The 15,029-nt window shown below is 73.0% G+C and carries 11 protein-coding genes; 9 read left to right on the forward strand and 2 right to left on the reverse strand.

Annotated elements, in window-relative coordinates; translation table 11 throughout:
* Nucleotides 1-69: 69 nt before the first annotated feature.
* Nucleotides 70-1,002: an RNA polymerase sigma-70 factor gene (locus tag ACIO5E_RS08520; RefSeq protein ID WP_400664998.1), complete on the reverse strand. Its 933-nt coding sequence runs from the start codon at nucleotides 1,000-1,002 to the stop codon at nucleotides 70-72.
* 152 nt (nucleotides 1,003-1,154) lie between these two features.
* On the opposite strand from ACIO5E_RS08520, the gene ACIO5E_RS08525 reads away from it, so the two are divergent.
* The 6 genes from ACIO5E_RS08525 (at nucleotide 1,155) to ACIO5E_RS08550 (ending at nucleotide 7,563) form a co-directional block, all read left to right on the forward strand.
* Nucleotides 1,155-1,628, forward strand: a complete 474-nt coding sequence (locus ACIO5E_RS08525) for a carboxymuconolactone decarboxylase family protein (protein WP_400665000.1) — start codon at nucleotides 1,155-1,157, stop codon at nucleotides 1,626-1,628.
* Nucleotides 1,629-1,725: 97 nt separating this feature from the next.
* Nucleotides 1,726-2,112, forward strand: a complete 387-nt coding sequence (locus tag ACIO5E_RS08530) for a DoxX family protein (RefSeq protein WP_400665002.1) — start codon at nucleotides 1,726-1,728, stop codon at nucleotides 2,110-2,112.
* Between the two features lie 270 nt (nucleotides 2,113-2,382).
* A complete protein-coding gene (locus tag ACIO5E_RS08535) occupies nucleotides 2,383-3,171 on the forward strand; it encodes a response regulator transcription factor (protein ID WP_400665004.1) in 789 nt (262 codons plus the stop codon).
* 12 nt (nucleotides 3,172-3,183) lie between these two features.
* Nucleotides 3,184-4,695: a sensor histidine kinase gene (locus tag ACIO5E_RS08540; protein ID WP_400665006.1), complete on the forward strand. Its 1,512-nt coding sequence runs from the start codon at nucleotides 3,184-3,186 to the stop codon at nucleotides 4,693-4,695.
* A 174-nt stretch (nucleotides 4,696-4,869) separates the two neighbouring features.
* Nucleotides 4,870-5,859: an LAETG motif-containing sortase-dependent surface protein gene (locus ACIO5E_RS08545; protein ID WP_400665008.1), complete on the forward strand. Its 990-nt coding sequence runs from the start codon at nucleotides 4,870-4,872 to the stop codon at nucleotides 5,857-5,859.
* Nucleotides 5,860-6,201: 342 nt separating this feature from the next.
* Nucleotides 6,202-7,563, forward strand: a complete 1,362-nt coding sequence (locus tag ACIO5E_RS08550) for an oxygenase MpaB family protein (protein ID WP_400665009.1) — start codon at nucleotides 6,202-6,204, stop codon at nucleotides 7,561-7,563.
* Nucleotides 7,564-7,566: 3 nt separating this feature from the next.
* Here ACIO5E_RS08550 and ACIO5E_RS08555 read toward each other — a convergent pair whose 3' ends face one another.
* Nucleotides 7,567-8,355, reverse strand: a complete 789-nt coding sequence (locus ACIO5E_RS08555) for a nucleotidyltransferase domain-containing protein (protein ID WP_400665011.1) — start codon at nucleotides 8,353-8,355, stop codon at nucleotides 7,567-7,569.
* Between the two features lie 513 nt (nucleotides 8,356-8,868).
* Here ACIO5E_RS08555 and ACIO5E_RS08560 point away from each other — a divergent pair.
* The 3 genes from ACIO5E_RS08560 to cydD are packed head-to-tail and all read left to right on the forward strand — an operon-like array spanning nucleotide 8,869 to nucleotide 14,972.
* Complete coding sequence (locus ACIO5E_RS08560; RefSeq protein ID WP_400665013.1) at nucleotides 8,869-10,413, forward strand: cytochrome ubiquinol oxidase subunit I; 1,545 nt, start codon at nucleotides 8,869-8,871, stop codon at nucleotides 10,411-10,413.
* Between the two features lie 19 nt (nucleotides 10,414-10,432).
* Entirely contained in the window at nucleotides 10,433-11,458 is a 1,026-nt protein-coding gene (gene cydB, locus ACIO5E_RS08565) for a cytochrome d ubiquinol oxidase subunit II (RefSeq protein ID WP_400665015.1), read from the forward strand.
* Nucleotides 11,459-11,462: 4 nt separating this feature from the next.
* Entirely contained in the window at nucleotides 11,463-14,972 is a 3,510-nt protein-coding gene (gene cydD, locus ACIO5E_RS08570) for a thiol reductant ABC exporter subunit CydD (RefSeq protein ID WP_400665017.1), read from the forward strand.
* The last annotated feature ends 57 nt before the right edge of the window (nucleotides 14,973-15,029 follow it).

Consider the following 15,029-nt stretch of genomic DNA (forward strand, 5'->3'; position numbering starts at 1 on the left):
CACCTGCCATTCACACTCTGAGGTCCTGGAGATCGGTACCGGGCCGGGCTGCGACGCCGCTCCGGTCTGTCACTTCCCCGGCAGCAGGCCGATGTCGGAGACCGGGCCGAGGTGGCGGAGCTTGTCGGGGTTGTTCACCGCGTGGACGGCCTGGATGGCGCCGTCGGCGATCTCCAGCACCAGCACGCTGGCGATGCGGCCCTCGGCGTCGTAGAGCACGGAGCCCGGGCGGCCGTTGACCGTGGCCGGCCGGCGGGAGACGCCGAGCTTCCGGTTGCGGCGGAGTCCGCCGATGAGGAGTTGGGCGACGCGGCGGATGCCGGTCAGCGACTTGCCGAGGGCCCGGGCCTTGCCGCCGCCGTCGCCGTGGAAGACGACGCCGGGGGCGAGCAGGTCGAGGAGGGCGTCCAGGTCGCCGCCCTCGGTGGCGGCGAAGAAGCGGCGGGCGAGTTCGTCGCCCTCCGTGCGTCGGACCGGGGGCGGCGGGAGGTCGACCGGCTGACCGGCGGGGGCGAGGTGCTTGCGGGCGCGGGCGAAGATCTGCCGGCAGTTCGCCTCGGACTTCCCGACCATCTCGGCCACCTCCGGGTAGCCGTACCCGAAGGCCTCGCGGAGCAGGAACACCGCCCGCTCCACGGGGGACAGGGCCTCCAGCAGGAGGAGGAAGGCCATCGACAGCGAGTCGGCCAGTTCGGCGTACTCGGCCGGCCCCGGGCGGTCGGCGGTCACGACGACGGGCTCGGGCAGCCACTCGCCCACGTAGGTCTCGCGCCGCACCCGCGCCGAACCGAGGTGGTTGATACCCAGCCGGGTCACCGACGTGGTTAGGTACGCCTTCAGGTTGGTGATCGAGGTCCCGGTCTGGTCGGCCTTGGTCAGGTTGAGGAACGTGTCCTGGACGAGGTCCTCGGCGTCGCCCACGGAACCGGTCATCCCGTAGGCGATGGAGAACAGCAGCGGCCGGTAGCCGACCGCGTCCGCCGCAGCTGCTGAACCCGGCATGGAACCCCTCCCTCGGATCGACCAGCAGGGTAGCCGAGGGAGGTCCGGGGCGTGCGCGGGGGTGAGACGCGGGTCACGTTCGCGGCTGTCACAGTCCGCCGGGGTGCCCTGTCTCAGAGGGCACCAGCGGAACAACGACACAGGAGCGACTCATGGAACCCCGCCTGAACCCCTTCGCCAGCCCGGTCCTGGGCAAGGTCTTCAAGCACCTCATCGCGGCGAACCAGCCGATCGTGGACTCGACCCTGCCGTTCGCGACGCAGGAGCTGGTGAAGCTGCGCGCCAGCCAGATCAACGGCTGCGGCTTCTGCGTCGACATGCACGCCAAGGACGCCGCGCACGCCGGGGAGACCTCGACCCGCCTCAACCTGGTCGCGGTCTGGCGCGAGGCGACGGTGTTCACCGACGCCGAGCGCGCCGCCCTGGAGCTGGCGGAGCAGGGCACCCGCCTCGCCGACGCGGCCGGCGGGGTCACGGACGAGGCCTGGGCGAACGCGGCCGAGCACTACGACGAGGAGCAGCTCGCGGCGCTGGTGGCCCTCATCGCCGTCATCAACGCCTTCAACCGCGGGAACGTCATGCTCAAGATGCCCGCCGGCGACTACCGGCCCGGCCAGCACGGCTGATCGGTCGACCCGGCTGACCAGCCGACCCGGCCGCCTGGCCGAAGCCCCCCCATGCCCCTCACGCCCCCCACGTACAACCCCGCTAGGGAGAGAGACCATGAACCTCGCGCTGTGGATCGTCGCCGGACTGCTGGCCGCCGCCTACCTGGTCGGCGGCAGCCTCAAGATGATCACCCCGAAGGAGAAGATCGCCGCCGCCGGGCACGCCGGTCGGTGGGTCGAGGACTTCAGCTCCGGCGGAGTGAAGGCCATCGGGGCCCTGGAGGCACTGGCCGCGGTGGGTCTGGTCCTGCCCGCCGTGCTCGACATCGCGCCGGTTCTGGTGCCGCTGGCCGCCCTCGGCCTGGTGCTGATCATGATCGGTGCGGCGATCGTCCGGATCCGGCGGCACGAGTACAAGCTCGTGGTGGTGGATCTGGCCTACCTCCTCCTGGCCGGCTTCGTGATGTGGGGCCGCTTCGGTCCGGAGCCCTTCCTCAGCTGACCGGAAACCGATCCGGAGCCCTTCCTCACCTGATCCGGAGCCCTTCCCCAGCCGGGCGGGGCGGAACATCGACGGCCGGGAGGACCACTTCCCGGCCGTCCGCGTTCACCGGGCGCCCCGTCCGTGCGCACACCACCCAGCCCACGCCGGAGGCCTTGTCACCGCAAAACCGACCGATAAGGTGTTAATCCAACATTCATTCATGCCGCATAGCCTCCGGGGGCTAGCCTCATGCTGAACGCCATCGTCCGACCGGGAGGCAGAACCCCCGTGCAAGGCACTGTCACCACACCAGGCGGGCCCACGGTGGCCGGCGGCCCGGGCGAGGCCTTCCTCCTCGTCGTCGACGACGAACCCAACATCCGCGAACTGCTCGCCGCCTCGCTGCGCTTCTCCGGCTTCCGGGTCGCCTCCGCCGCCAGCGGCACCGAGGCCCTCGACCTGGTCGCCGCCGAACGCCCCGACCTCGTCGTCCTCGACGTGATGCTCCCCGACCTCGACGGCTTCACCGTCGTCGAGAAGCTGCGCGAGCGGACCAGCCGCGGCCAGATCGCCGGGCCCGCGCACGGCCACCCCGGCGACCACCTCCCGGTGCTCTTCCTCACCGCCAAGGACGGCGTCGGCGACAAGGTCCAGGGCCTCGCCGCGGGCGCCGACGACTACGTCACCAAGCCGTTCAGCCTGGAGGAGCTGATCGCCCGGATCCGCGCGATCCTGCGCCGCTCCGGCGGGCCCGCCGAGGACGGTCGGCTGATCGTCGCCGACCTCAGCCTCGACCCGGTCGCCCACGAGGTCACCCGCGCCGGCATCCCCGTCGCGCTGTCCCCGACCGAGTTCAAGCTGCTGCACTACCTGATGGCCAACGTCGGCCGGGTCGTCTCCAAGGCGCAGATCCTCGACCACGTCTGGGCCTACGACTTCGGCGGCGACCTCTCCATCGTCGAGTCCTACATCTCCTACCTGCGCCGCAAGCTCGACTCCGGCCCGGCCCACGGCCCCAAGCTGATCCACACCGTGCGCGGCATCGGCTACGCGCTGCGCCGCCCCCCGCAGGGCTGACCGGTCCGCCCCGTGTTCGCCCGGTTCTCCCCCTTCCGGCTGTCCCTGCGCGCCCGGCTGCTGGTGCTCGCGCTCGTGCTGGTCACCACCGGGCTGGCGGTCAGCGACACCGTCGTGCTCGGGACCGTCCGGATGCAGCTGGTCGAGCAACTCGACGAGCAGCTCCAGCGGTACGGGCTGCCGCTGTCCCGCAAGGGCCCGGTGCGGGTCGGCACCCCGGACGTCGGGCGGCCCGCCGTCACCGCCAAGCGCAGCACCCTGCCCAGCCAGTACCTGGTCCAGTACCTCTCCTCGGACGGCAAGGTGCAGGCTGTCATGCGCCAGCCCGTCTCGGACACCGACCCGGCGCCCCAGCTGGCCGGACTCGACCCGACCCGCACCGCCCCCGACGTCCCCTTCGACCTGCCCGACCAGCGCGGCCACCACAGTTGGCGGGTGCTCGTCCTGCCGCTCCAGGCGCCCCGGACCGCCGCCGCGAACCCCAGCGAGTACGCCTCGCCGGCCACCACCGCGACCTACGTCATGGTGGCCGTCTCCCGCGAGGACATCGACGCCACCATCGGCCGGCTGCGCTCCTCCTTCCTGGCGATCGGCGGCGCCGTCCTGGTGCTGATCGCCGCGCTCGGCTTCTTCGCCGTCCGGGCCGGACTGCGGCCACTGCGGCGGATCGAGGCGGGAGCCGCGCGGATCGCCGCCGGCGAACTCTCCCACCGGATGCCGGAACTCTCCCCCGGCACCGAGGTCGGGCGGCTGTCCATCGCGCTCAACGGCATGCTCACCCAGATCGAGGCCGCCTTCGCCGCCCGCGCCGAATCCGAGGCCCGGATGCGGCGGTTCGTCGCCGACGCCTCGCACGAGCTGCGCACCCCGCTCGCCGGGATCCGCGGCTTCACCGAGCTCTACCGGATGGGCGCGCTGCCCACCGACGCGGACGTCAAGCGCACCATGACCCGGATCGAGAGCGAGGCCGTCCGGATGGGCGCCCTGGTCGAGGACCTGCTGGTGCTCGCCCGGCTCGACGAGGAGCGCCCGCTCGACCTCGCCCCGATGGACCTGCGCACCCTCGCGGCGGACGCGCTGCACGACCTCACCGCCCTCGACCCGACCCGGCCGGTCGCGCTCACCGGCCCGTCCGGCACCGGCGCCCCCGGCGCGGCCCCGGTCCTCGGCGACGAGGCCCGGCTCCGCCAGGTGGTCACCAACCTGGTCGGCAACGCGGTCAAGCACACCCCGCCCGGCACCCCGGTGCGGATCGGCGTCGGCGGCGCGGGCGGCGTCTGCCTGCTGGAGGTCGCCGACGCCGGACCGGGCCTCACCGAGGGGCAGGCACAGCGGGTCTTCGACCGCTTCTACCGGGTCGACGCCTCGCGCAGCCGGCACGACGGCGGCGGCGCCGGACTCGGCCTCGCCATCGCCACCGCGCTCACCCGCGCGCACGGCGGCACCCTCACCCTGGACACCACCCCCGGCGCGGGCGCCACGTTCCGGGTCGAACTGCCCACCAACGGTGACCGGGTTTCGTGACGTCATTGTCGACTCGTCAATTCCCTTGCTGACCAGGCAATAAGAGGCCCTTTTCCTTTCCGGAAGTCGGCATGGAGCGTAAAGAATCCGTGTGCCTATGATCATCCCCGTCGGGCCGTCAACCACCGCCCGGCACACGGCTTTTGCTTTCTTACCGACCCGAAAGAGGTCATCGTGAAACTCCGCCGTACGCTGGTCTCGGCCGCCCTCGTCGCCGCCGTGATCTCGCCCGTAGCCATGCTCTCCGCGGCACCCGCCTTCGCGGAGTCGGCTTCGACGGCGCAGACCCAGAACGACACCGGCTCGATCGCGGACCTGGAGAAGGCCGCCGCTGACGCGGCCAAGGCCTACCAGGCCGCCGTCGCCGCCGAGGCCGCCGGGCAGGCCGAGGCCAAGGCCTTCATGGACAACCCGCAGCCCTACCTCGGCAAGCTCCAGGAGGCCCAGGCCGCCGCCAAGAAGGCCGCCGCGGCCCACGAGAAGACCTACAACGAGGCCGTGGAGGCATCGGCCGCGTACCGCTCCGCGAAGCCGGAGGAGTTGGAAGCGGCCAGGGTGCGGATGTTGGCGGCGTTCGACGCCGCCAACGCCGCCACCGACGCGGACACCAAGGCCAAGGCCGCCGTGACCGCCGCCGGCACGGCGCTGGACGACGCCAAGGTCGCGGCGATGCGCAAGCTCGCCGGGCAGCAGGAGGCCACCAAGACCGCGGCCGCCGCGAAGGCCACCGCGGACAAGGCCCTCGCCGACGCCAAGGCCGCCGCCGAGAAGCCGGTCGAGAAGCCGGTCGAGAAGCCCGCGGACAAGCCCGCCGACATGCCGAGCGAGAAGCCGGTCGAGCAACCCGTCCCGGCCCCGACCGAGAAGCCGGTCGAGCAGCCCGCCGCCGTCACCCCGGTCTCGGACACCACCGCGACCACCACCGCGACCACCAACACCGGCACCGGTACCGGTAACGGCACCGAGGCGAGCACCTCGACCACCCCGACCAAGTCGACGACCGCCACCACGGTCCAGGCCACCACCGGCTCGTCCACCGAACTCGCCGAGACCGGTTCCAACCCGGCCACCCCGTACCTCGCCCTCGGCTCCGGCCTCGCCATCAGCCTGGGCGCCGCCGCCCGCTTCGTCTCCCGCCGCAAGCCGGCCCGCTCCACCTCCTGACCCACCCGGTTCGCGCCCGCTCGGGAGGAGGACGCGAACCCCTCGGCACCCCGCACCGCAGGGCAGGCCCCCTCCCGGCCCGCCCTGCGGTTTCGCGTCTCCGGGCCCGAAACGCCCCGATCGAGTGAACCTGTCGCCGTTCACCCGGTCGGCCGCTCGGTCGCGTGCAACGGTTCCCGTGGGAGCGAGACGCCGGGAGGGTGACTGTGAGCCTTGACCTTGATCAGAGGTGGCGGGAGACGTGGAAGACCACGGCCTTCCCGGAACACGCCCGGGCGGAGATCGAACATCCGGAGGGCGTGGGTCCGTCGGCCGCTGGAATTCCCCTGGCCGGCGAGCGTCGTGGCTGACCCGGTGGGTTCGTTCCGGCGGGACCTGTCCGAGTGGCGGATCGCGCTGGTGGCCTGGCGGCTGCTGGTGCTGCAGGCGGCGGATCCGGTGGTGGGGGCCGGGATGGCGGAGCACTCGACGTACCAGGCGCATCCGTGGCGGCGGGTGGAGCACACGCTGGGGAGCGGGCGGCGGCTGTTCTACCAGGACGCGGAGGCGCTGCGGCGGGAGGTCGCGCGGCTGGACCGGGCACACAAGCGGATCCGCGGGACGGCGCCGGACGGGCGCTCGTACGACGCCGGGGACGCGGCGACCAGGGCGTGGGTGCTGCTGACGCTCTTCGAGTGCGTGGCCGCCATGCGGCGGTTGGGCGGGGACCCGTACGACGCGGCTCAACTGGAGCTGGCGTACGAGGAGTTCACCGGTACGGTCGCTGCCTTCGACCTGCCCGAGGGGGAACTTCCTGGCAGCGTGGCCGAGTTGCCCGGCTACTTCGCCCGGATGGCGCGCGAGCGGCTGGAGTTCACCGAGGCGGCCCGCTATCTGCTGTTCGACATCCTGCACGAGGCGCCGCGGCCGCGCCGGCTCTGGTTCCTCGGCGACGCCGGCTGGCGGCTGGTGCGGGCGGTGGTGGCCCGGGTGGTCACCGCGCTGACGGTGGCGGACCTGCCGCCGGCGGTGCGGGAGCGGTTCGGGCTGGTCCGGACGAGGCGGGCCGCGCTGCTGTCCTGGCTGCTGCACCGCGGCGCCGGTGCCGCGGTGCCGCTGCTGCCGGACCGGCTGCGCTACCGCTCCCCGGAGCAGCACGGCCCGTCCCGCTGGCGCCCGCCGCGCCGGGACACCCGCGAACCCCGGCTGGACCGCTTCTTCCGCGAGGTGCTGGACCAGACCGGCGACGGCTTCATCACCGTGCACGACCTGCGGGCGATGGCGCACAACGTGTGCTGGCAGCTGGACCTGGACGAGGCCGCCGAGGCCCGGGTGTACGAGGCCTTCGACGGCTGGTGGGAGCAGCTGCGCGTGGCCATGGACGCCAACGGGGACGGCCAGGTCAGCCGGGAGGAGTTCGTGGCGGCCACCGTCGCCGGCTGCGACCGCGACCCGGCCTACCTGGAGCAGGGGCTGCTGCCCGCGCTACGGGCCGTGTTCACCGCCGCGGACACCGACGGCAGCGGCTTCCTGGAGGCCGACGAGTACCGGGCGGTGTTCGGTGGGCCGCGCGTCCACCCGGCCGAACTCTCCCACGGGTTCCGCCAGTTGGACGTGGACGGGGACGGCCGGATCACCCTGGAGGAGTTCCTGCACGGCTTCACCGAGTTCTTCACCGCCCGCGCCGAGTCCACCCCGGGCAGCCAACTCCTCGGCCGGGCCTAGGGCTTACTCCTCCCGCAGGGCCGCCACGGTGTCGGCGACCAGGGTGCGGGACTCGGCGACGCTGGCGGTCAGGGCCTCGGGCCCGGTGCCGAGGCTGGACAGCAGGGCCCCGGCGCGCCGGGCGAACCAGGGCGGGGTGGCGGCGAGGGCGCCCTTCTCGTTGAGGCACCAGCGCCGGGTGTCCGCGTGCAGGGCCTGGACCAGCACGCCGACGGCGCGGGAGAGGCAGAGCGCGACGTACAGGACGTCACCGGCGGCGGCGCCCTTGGCCGCCCCCGCGGTGAGGAACTCGGCCTCCCAGGCGGCCCCGGTGAGCGCCGTCCGCAGCGCCTCCGGGTAGACCGCCATGGTGGCCCGGAGCCTGGTGAGTTCGCCGCTCGGGTCGGCGAGGACCTGTCCGAGGGCGAGCTCCCCGGCGTAGCAGGGGGACCAGAAGCCGAGCGGGTGCCCGGCCTGGATGCCGACCTCGTAGCGGCCCTCCCGGCAGTCCGCCCAGACCCGCTCGACCCGGTCCAGGTCGCGCAGGATCCAGTCGACGGCGGTGCCGTCCACGGTGAGCCAGGCGCCGCCGTCGACCCACGGGCCCCAGTCACCGGGCCCGGCCACCTCGACGTCCGGTCCGGCCAGGGTGCGCAGGGCGGCGAGGTCGAGGCGGCCCCGGTAGTAGACGCCCAGGTCCCAGTCGGAGTCGGGCCGGTGCTCGCCACGGGCCCGGCTGCCGCCGAGCGCCACGCCGACCACGCCGGGGACCCGTACCAGCCGCTCGGCCATGTCCGCGATGATCGTCCGCATGCGGCCGAGTCTGGCACGGGCGGACGGCCGCCCGCCCGGAATTTCCGCCGCCCGCCGCCGCCCGCCGATGCCCCAACCGGCCGGGCCGCCAGGCCGGTTGGCGGCTCGACCGGAGACCCGGCCGTACGGGAGTCGCTGACACCCGGGCCCTGGCTGTTCTGCCCCGCCCCTGGCTGTTCTGCCCCGCGCCGTCGCCGACGGCGCGGGGCAGCGTCCTTCCGTCCAGCTCTGCCCTGTCAAGCGCCGGTTCGTCCAAGAGCGCGCCCGTGGCTGCCCGGCCGTTCGTTGTCGCCGGGGCGGGTGGCTCCGCAGACTGTGCGCACCGTCACGCACCGCATCGCCGGCGAAACCCACCCCGCCCTCGATTCATCCGTAAGCATGATGGATACTGCCCTTGTGAACGTGTTCACGTTCACAAGCGGACAAGCTTGCGTGGTTAGGCAGCGGTCTACGGCTATAGAGAAGTTTGTCCTGAATGTGCCCTGAAATGGGGCAGGTTGGAGAGAGGGCGACGTGGAACTGGCAATCGCTCACGAGACCATCGCGCGATGGCAATTCGGCATCACCACCGTCTACCACTTCCTCTTCGTTCCGCTCACCATCAGCCTGGCCGCGATCGTGGCCGGGCTGGAGACCGCCTGGGTGCGGACGAACAAGGAGAAGTACTTCCACGCCACCAAGTTCTGGGGGAAGCTCTTCCTGATCAACATCGCGATGGGCGTGGTCACCGGCATCGTCCAGGAATTCCAGTTCGGCATGAACTGGTCCGACTACTCCCGCTTCGTCGGTGACGTCTTCGGTGCCCCGCTCGCGATGGAGGCGCTGATCGCCTTCTTCTTCGAGTCCACCTTCATCGGCCTGTGGATCTTCGGCTGGGACAAGCTGCCGAAGAAGTTGCACTGCGCCTGCATATGGATGGTCGCCCTCGGCACCGTGCTCTCCGCCTACTTCATCCTGGCGGCCAACTCCTGGATGCAGCACCCGGTCGGCTACTCGATCGACCCGGCCACCGGCAAGGCCCAGCTCACCGACATCGCCAAGGTGCTGTTCCAGAACACCACCCTCACCGTCGTGGCGCACACCCTGACCGCCGCCTTCCTCACCGGCGCGGCCTTCATGGTCGGCATCGCCTCCTTCCACCTCTGGAAGGCCAAGCGCAGGCCGGAGAGCGCCGATCCCAAGAAGACCGCCGTGATGCGCACCTCGCTGCGGCTCGGCCTGGTGCTCGCCGTGATCTTCGGCGCCGGCACCGCGCTCAGCGGCGACTCGCTCGCCAAGGTGATGTTCGAGCAGCAGCCGATGAAGATGGCCGCCGCCGAGGCCCTGTGGGACACCCAGTCGCCGGCGCCGTTCTCGATCTTCGCGGTCGGCGACGTCAGCAAGGGCCACAACTCGGTCGAGCTGGAGATCCCCGGGATACTCTCCTTCCTCGCCCACAGCGACTTCAACTCCTCCGTCCCCGGCATCAACGACACCGCGGCCGCCGAGGCCGCCAAGTTCGGCGGGGACCCCAAGGACTACATCCCGAGCATCTTCGTCACCTACTGGGGCTTCCGCCTCATGATCGGCTTCGGGATGACCTCCTTCGTGGCAGGCCTGATCGGGCTCTGGACCACCCGGCGCAAGAAGTTCCTGCACCCCGAGTTCCGCACCGGCGAGACCGAGGTGCCCCGGCTGATGCTCACCCCCCGGCGGGAGATGGGCCCGTTCCTCACCAAGTGGAGCTGGCGGATCGGCATCCTGACCATGGGCTTCCCGCTGATCGCCAACAGCTTCGGCTGGATCTTCACCGAGATGGGCCGTCAACCCTGGGCCGTCTTCGGTCTGATGACCACCGCCAGCGCGGTCTCCCCCAACGTGAGTGTCGGCACCCAGATCGGCGCGCTGACCACCTTCACCCTGCTGTACGCGGTCCTCGCCGTCGTCGAGGTCCGGCTGCTGGTCAAGTACGCCAAGGCCGGTCCGGTGGTGACGGAGCAGCCGCCCGCCAAGGACCCGTCACTGCGCGGACCGTCCTCGGAGGACGACGCCGACAAGCCTCTCGCCTTCGCCTACTGAGGACCACAGGGGATCTGACATGCAACTCCACGACGTCTGGTTCGTACTGATCGCGGTCCTGTGGATCGGCTACTTCTTCCTGGAGGGCTTCGACTTCGGAATCGGCATCCTGACCAAGCCGCTCGCCCGCAACACCGCCGAGCGGCGGGTGCTGATCAACACCATCGGCCCGGTCTGGGACGGCAACGAGGTCTGGCTGCTGACCGCCGGCGGCGCCACCTTCGCGGCCTTCCCGGACTGGTACGCGACCCTGTTCAGCGGCTTCTACATCCCGCTGCTGATCATCCTGGTCTGCCTGATCGTGCGCGGCGTGGCCTTCGAGTACCGGGCCAAGCGCGACGGCGCGCGCTGGCAGCGCAACTGGGAGGAGGCCATCTTCTGGACCTCGCTGCTCCCGGCCTTCCTGTGGGGCGTGGCCTTCGCCAACATCGTGCGCGGCGTCGACATCGACGCGCAGAAGAACTACGTCGGCACCTTCTGGGACCTGCTCAACCCGTACGCGCTCCTCGGCGGCCTGGTGACGCTCGGCCTGTTCACCTTCCACGGCGCGGTGTTCGCGGCGCTCAAGACGGTCGGCGGGATCCGTGACCGGGCCCGGGCGACCGCCCTGCGGGTGGGCGTGGTGTCCGCGGTGCTGGTGCTGGCCTTCCTGCTCTGGACGCAGGCCGACAACGGCAACGGCCGCAGCCTGGCCGCCCTGGTCATCGCCGTGCTGGCCCTGGTCGGCGCGCTGGCGGCCAACCAGCTCGGCCGCGAGGGCTGGGCGTTCATCCTCTCCGGGGCGACCATCGTCGCCGCCGTCGCGATGCTCTTCCTGGCGCTCTTCCCGAACGTCATGCCGTCCACCCTCAACGAGGGCTGGAGCCTGACGGTGAGCAACGCGGCCTCCTCGCCGTACACGCTGAAGCTGATGACCATCGTGGCCGCGGTGTTCACCCCGCTCGTGCTGCTCTACCAGGGCTGGACGTACTGGGTGTTCCGCAAGCGCATCGGTGTCCAGCACATCCCCGGGCACGACCCGGCCGGCGCGCTCGACCAGGCCTGACGCCGTGAAGCCGGTCGACCCCCGACTCCTCGGGTACGCCCGCACCACCCGTGCCTTCCTCGCCGGATCGGTCCTGCTCGGCGGGGCGGGCGCGGCCCTGGTGGTCGCCCAGGCGAGTCTGATCGCCGAGATCGTCGTCCGCGCCTTCCAGCGCCAGGCGACCCTCGGCGAGCTGACCACGCCACTGCTGCTGCTCGCCCTGACGGCCGTCGGGCGCGGGCTGGTCGGCTGGCTCACCGAACTCACCGCGCACCGCTCCGTCGCCCGGGTGAAGTCCACCCTGCGGCGCCGGCTGCTCGACCACGCCACCGCGCTCGGCCCGGCCTACCTGGCGGGCCGGCGCACCGGCGAACTCACCACCCTCGCCACCCGCGGCGTCGACGCCCTCGACGACTACTTCGCCCGCTACCTGCCGCAGTTGGCGCTCGCCGTGGTCGTCCCGGTGATCGTGCTGCTGCGGATCGTCGGCGCCGACTTCACCTCGGCCGCGATCATCGCCGGGACGCTCCCGCTGATCCCGCTGTTCATGGTGCTGATCGGGATGGCCACCCAGTCCCGGATGGACCGGCAGTGGGACACCCTGTCCCGGCTCTCGCACCACTTCCTGGACGTGGTCGCCGGGCTGCCCACCCTCAAGGTGTTCAACCGGGCCCGCGCCCAGGCCGCCACCATCGCCCGGATCACCGCCGACTACCGCCGGGCCACCCTGCGCACCCTGCGGATCGCCTTCATCTCCTCCTTCGCGCTGGAGCTGCTCTCCACCCTGTCGGTCGCGCTGGTCGCGGTCACCGTCGGCTTCCGGCTGGTCGACGGCACGCTCGACCTGGAGACCGGGCTGCTGATCCTGGTCCTCGCCCCCGAGGTGTACTTCCCGATCCGCCAGGTCGGCGCGCTCTACCACTCCAGCGTGGAGGGGCTGACCGCCGCCGACGAGATCTTCCAGGTGCTGGAGACCCCGCTGCCCGCCGCCGGCACGGTGCCCGCGCCCGCCCTCGCCGGGGCGGCGGTCGCCGTCTCCGACCTGGTCGTGCGACACCCGGGGCGGACCGAACCCGCGCTGGACGGCGCCGCGCTGACCCTGCGCCCGGGTGCCACCACCGCCCTCACCGGCCCGAGCGGGGCCGGCAAGTCCACCCTGCTCGCCGTCCTGCTCGGGCTCACCGCCCCCGACGCCGGCACCGTCCGGATCACCGCCGCCGACGGGCGGGCGTACGACCTGGCCGAACTGGAGCCGGAGAGCTGGCGGCGGCAGATCGCCTGGGTGCCGCAGCACCCGCACCTGTTCGCCGGGACGGTCGCCGAGAACCTGCGGCTCTACCGCCCGCGGGCCACCGACGAGCAGCTGTGGACGGCGCTGCGGGCCGCGCACGCGCTCGACTTCGTCGACCGGCTGGACGCGCCGCTCGGCGAGGACGGTGCCGGGCTCTCGGCCGGCCAGCGGCAGCGGCTCGCGCTCGCTCGGGTCCTGCTCGCCGACGACCGGCCGCTGGTCCTGCTCGACGAGCCGACCGCGAGCCTGGACGGCGCCTCCGAGGCCGCCGTCGTGGCCGCCGTCCAGGCCCTCGCCGAGGACCCGGCGCGCACCGTGCTGATCGTCGCGCACCGGCCGGCGCTGCTGGCCGTCGCCGACCAGCGGGTCCGGCTGGCGGGCGCCGCCGCGCCGGCCGCCGCTCCCGTCGAGCGGCCCTCGCACAGCGGGCGGCCGACGCCCGCCCCCGCCGAGGCGCAGGACGAGTCCGCGGCCGCCGCCGCCACCCCCCGGCTGGCGCTGTCGGTCCTGCTCGGCGCGCTCGCCCTCGGCTGCGCCGTCGCGCTGATGGCCACCTCCGGCTACCTGATCTCCCGGGCCTCCGAGATGCCGCCGGTGCTCTACCTGATGATGGCCGTCACCTCGGTGCGGGCCTTCGGCATCGGCCGCAGCGTCTTCCGCTACGCCGAGCGGCTGGTCTCGCACGACGCCGTGCTGCGCACCCTCGGCACCCTGCGGGCCGCCGTCTACCGGCGGCTGACCGTGCTCGCCCCGGCCGGGCTGCCCGCCTTCCGGCGCGGCGACCTGCTCTCCCGGCTGGTCGCCGACGTCGACGCGATCCAGGACCACCACCTGCGCTGGCGGCTGCCGGCCGCCGTGGCGGGCGTGGTCTCGCTGGTCGCGACGGTCGCGCTGGGCGCCTTCCTGCCCGCCGCCGGGGTCGTGCTCGGGCTCGGGCTGCTGCTCGCGGGCGCGGTGGTGCCCGCGCTGGCCGCCCGCTGGTCGGCCGGCGCCGAACGGCGGCAGGCCCCGGCGCGCGGGCGGCTCGCCACCACCGTCGTGGACGCCTTCACCGGCACCGCCGAACTCACCGTGGCCGGCGCGCTGCCCGGCCGACTGGCCGCCATCCGCACCGCCGACGCCGCGCTCACCCGGCTGGCCGCCCGCTCGGCCGCCTCCACCGCGCTCGGCACCGGGTTGATCGCGCTGCTCACCGGGCTGACCGTGACCGCCGCGGCGGCCGTCGGCATCCAGGGGGTGCGCGGCGGGGCGCTGGCGCCGGTCTGCCTGGCGCTGGTCGTGCTCACGCCGCTGGCCGCCTTCGAGGCCGTCACGGGGATGCCGCTGGCCGTCCAGGCCCGCCAGCGCAGCCGGGCCGCGCAGGCCCGGCTCGACGAGGTGCTGGCTGCCGAAACCCTGGTGGCCGAGCCTTCGGATCCCGTGGCGCTGCCCGAGCGGCCGCTGCCGATCGCGGTGCGCGGACTGACCGTCCGGCACCCCGGGCAGGCCGTGGAGGCGCTGGCCGGGGTGGACCTCGACCTCGCCCCCGGCCGCCGGATCGCCGTGGTCGGCCCGTCCGGCTCCGGCAAGACCACCCTGGCCCAGGCGCTGCTGCGGTTCCTGGAGCCGGGCGCGGGCGACGTCACCTTCGCCGCAGACCGTCCACAGGCTGTGGACAGTCGCTCGCTCGCGGGTGAGGACGTCCGCCGGGTGATCGGGCTGTGCGCGCAGGACGCCCACGTCTTCGACAGCTCGCTGCGGGAGAACCTGCGCCTGGCCCGGCCGGGCGCCGCCGAGGACGAGCTGCGCGCCGCGCTCGCCGGGGCCCGGCTGCTGGACTGGACGCAGACCCTGCCGGACGGCCTGGACACCATGGTCGGCGAGCACGGCGCCCGGCTCTCCGGCGGCCAGCGGCAGCGGCTCGCGCTCGCCCGGGCGCTGCTCGCGGACTTCCCGGTGCTCGTCCTGGACGAGCCCGCCGAACACCTCGACCTGCCCACCGCCGACGCGCTCACCGCCGACCTGCTGGCCGCCACCGAGGGCCGCACCACGGTGCTGATCACCCACCGGCTGGCCGGACTGGACGACACCACGGTCGACGAGGTGCTGGTGCTGGACGGCGGCCGGGTCGCCGAGCGCGGTCGCTGGTCGGAGCTGGTCGCGGACGAGGACGGGCGGCTGCACGCCATGTGGCGGCGGGAGCGGGAGGCGGACGGGCTGCTGGAGCCGGACGGGTTGCTGGAGTCGGTGGGCGCGGGGCGGTAGCCGCTTGCTGCGCGCCGTCCGCCGTCCGCCGTCCGCCGTCCGCTGGTCGCTGGTCGC

It is taken from the genome of Kitasatospora sp. NPDC087314 (genome assembly GCF_044744365.1).
In the GTDB taxonomy this organism is placed as follows: Bacteria; Actinomycetota; Actinomycetes; order Streptomycetales; family Streptomycetaceae; genus Kitasatospora.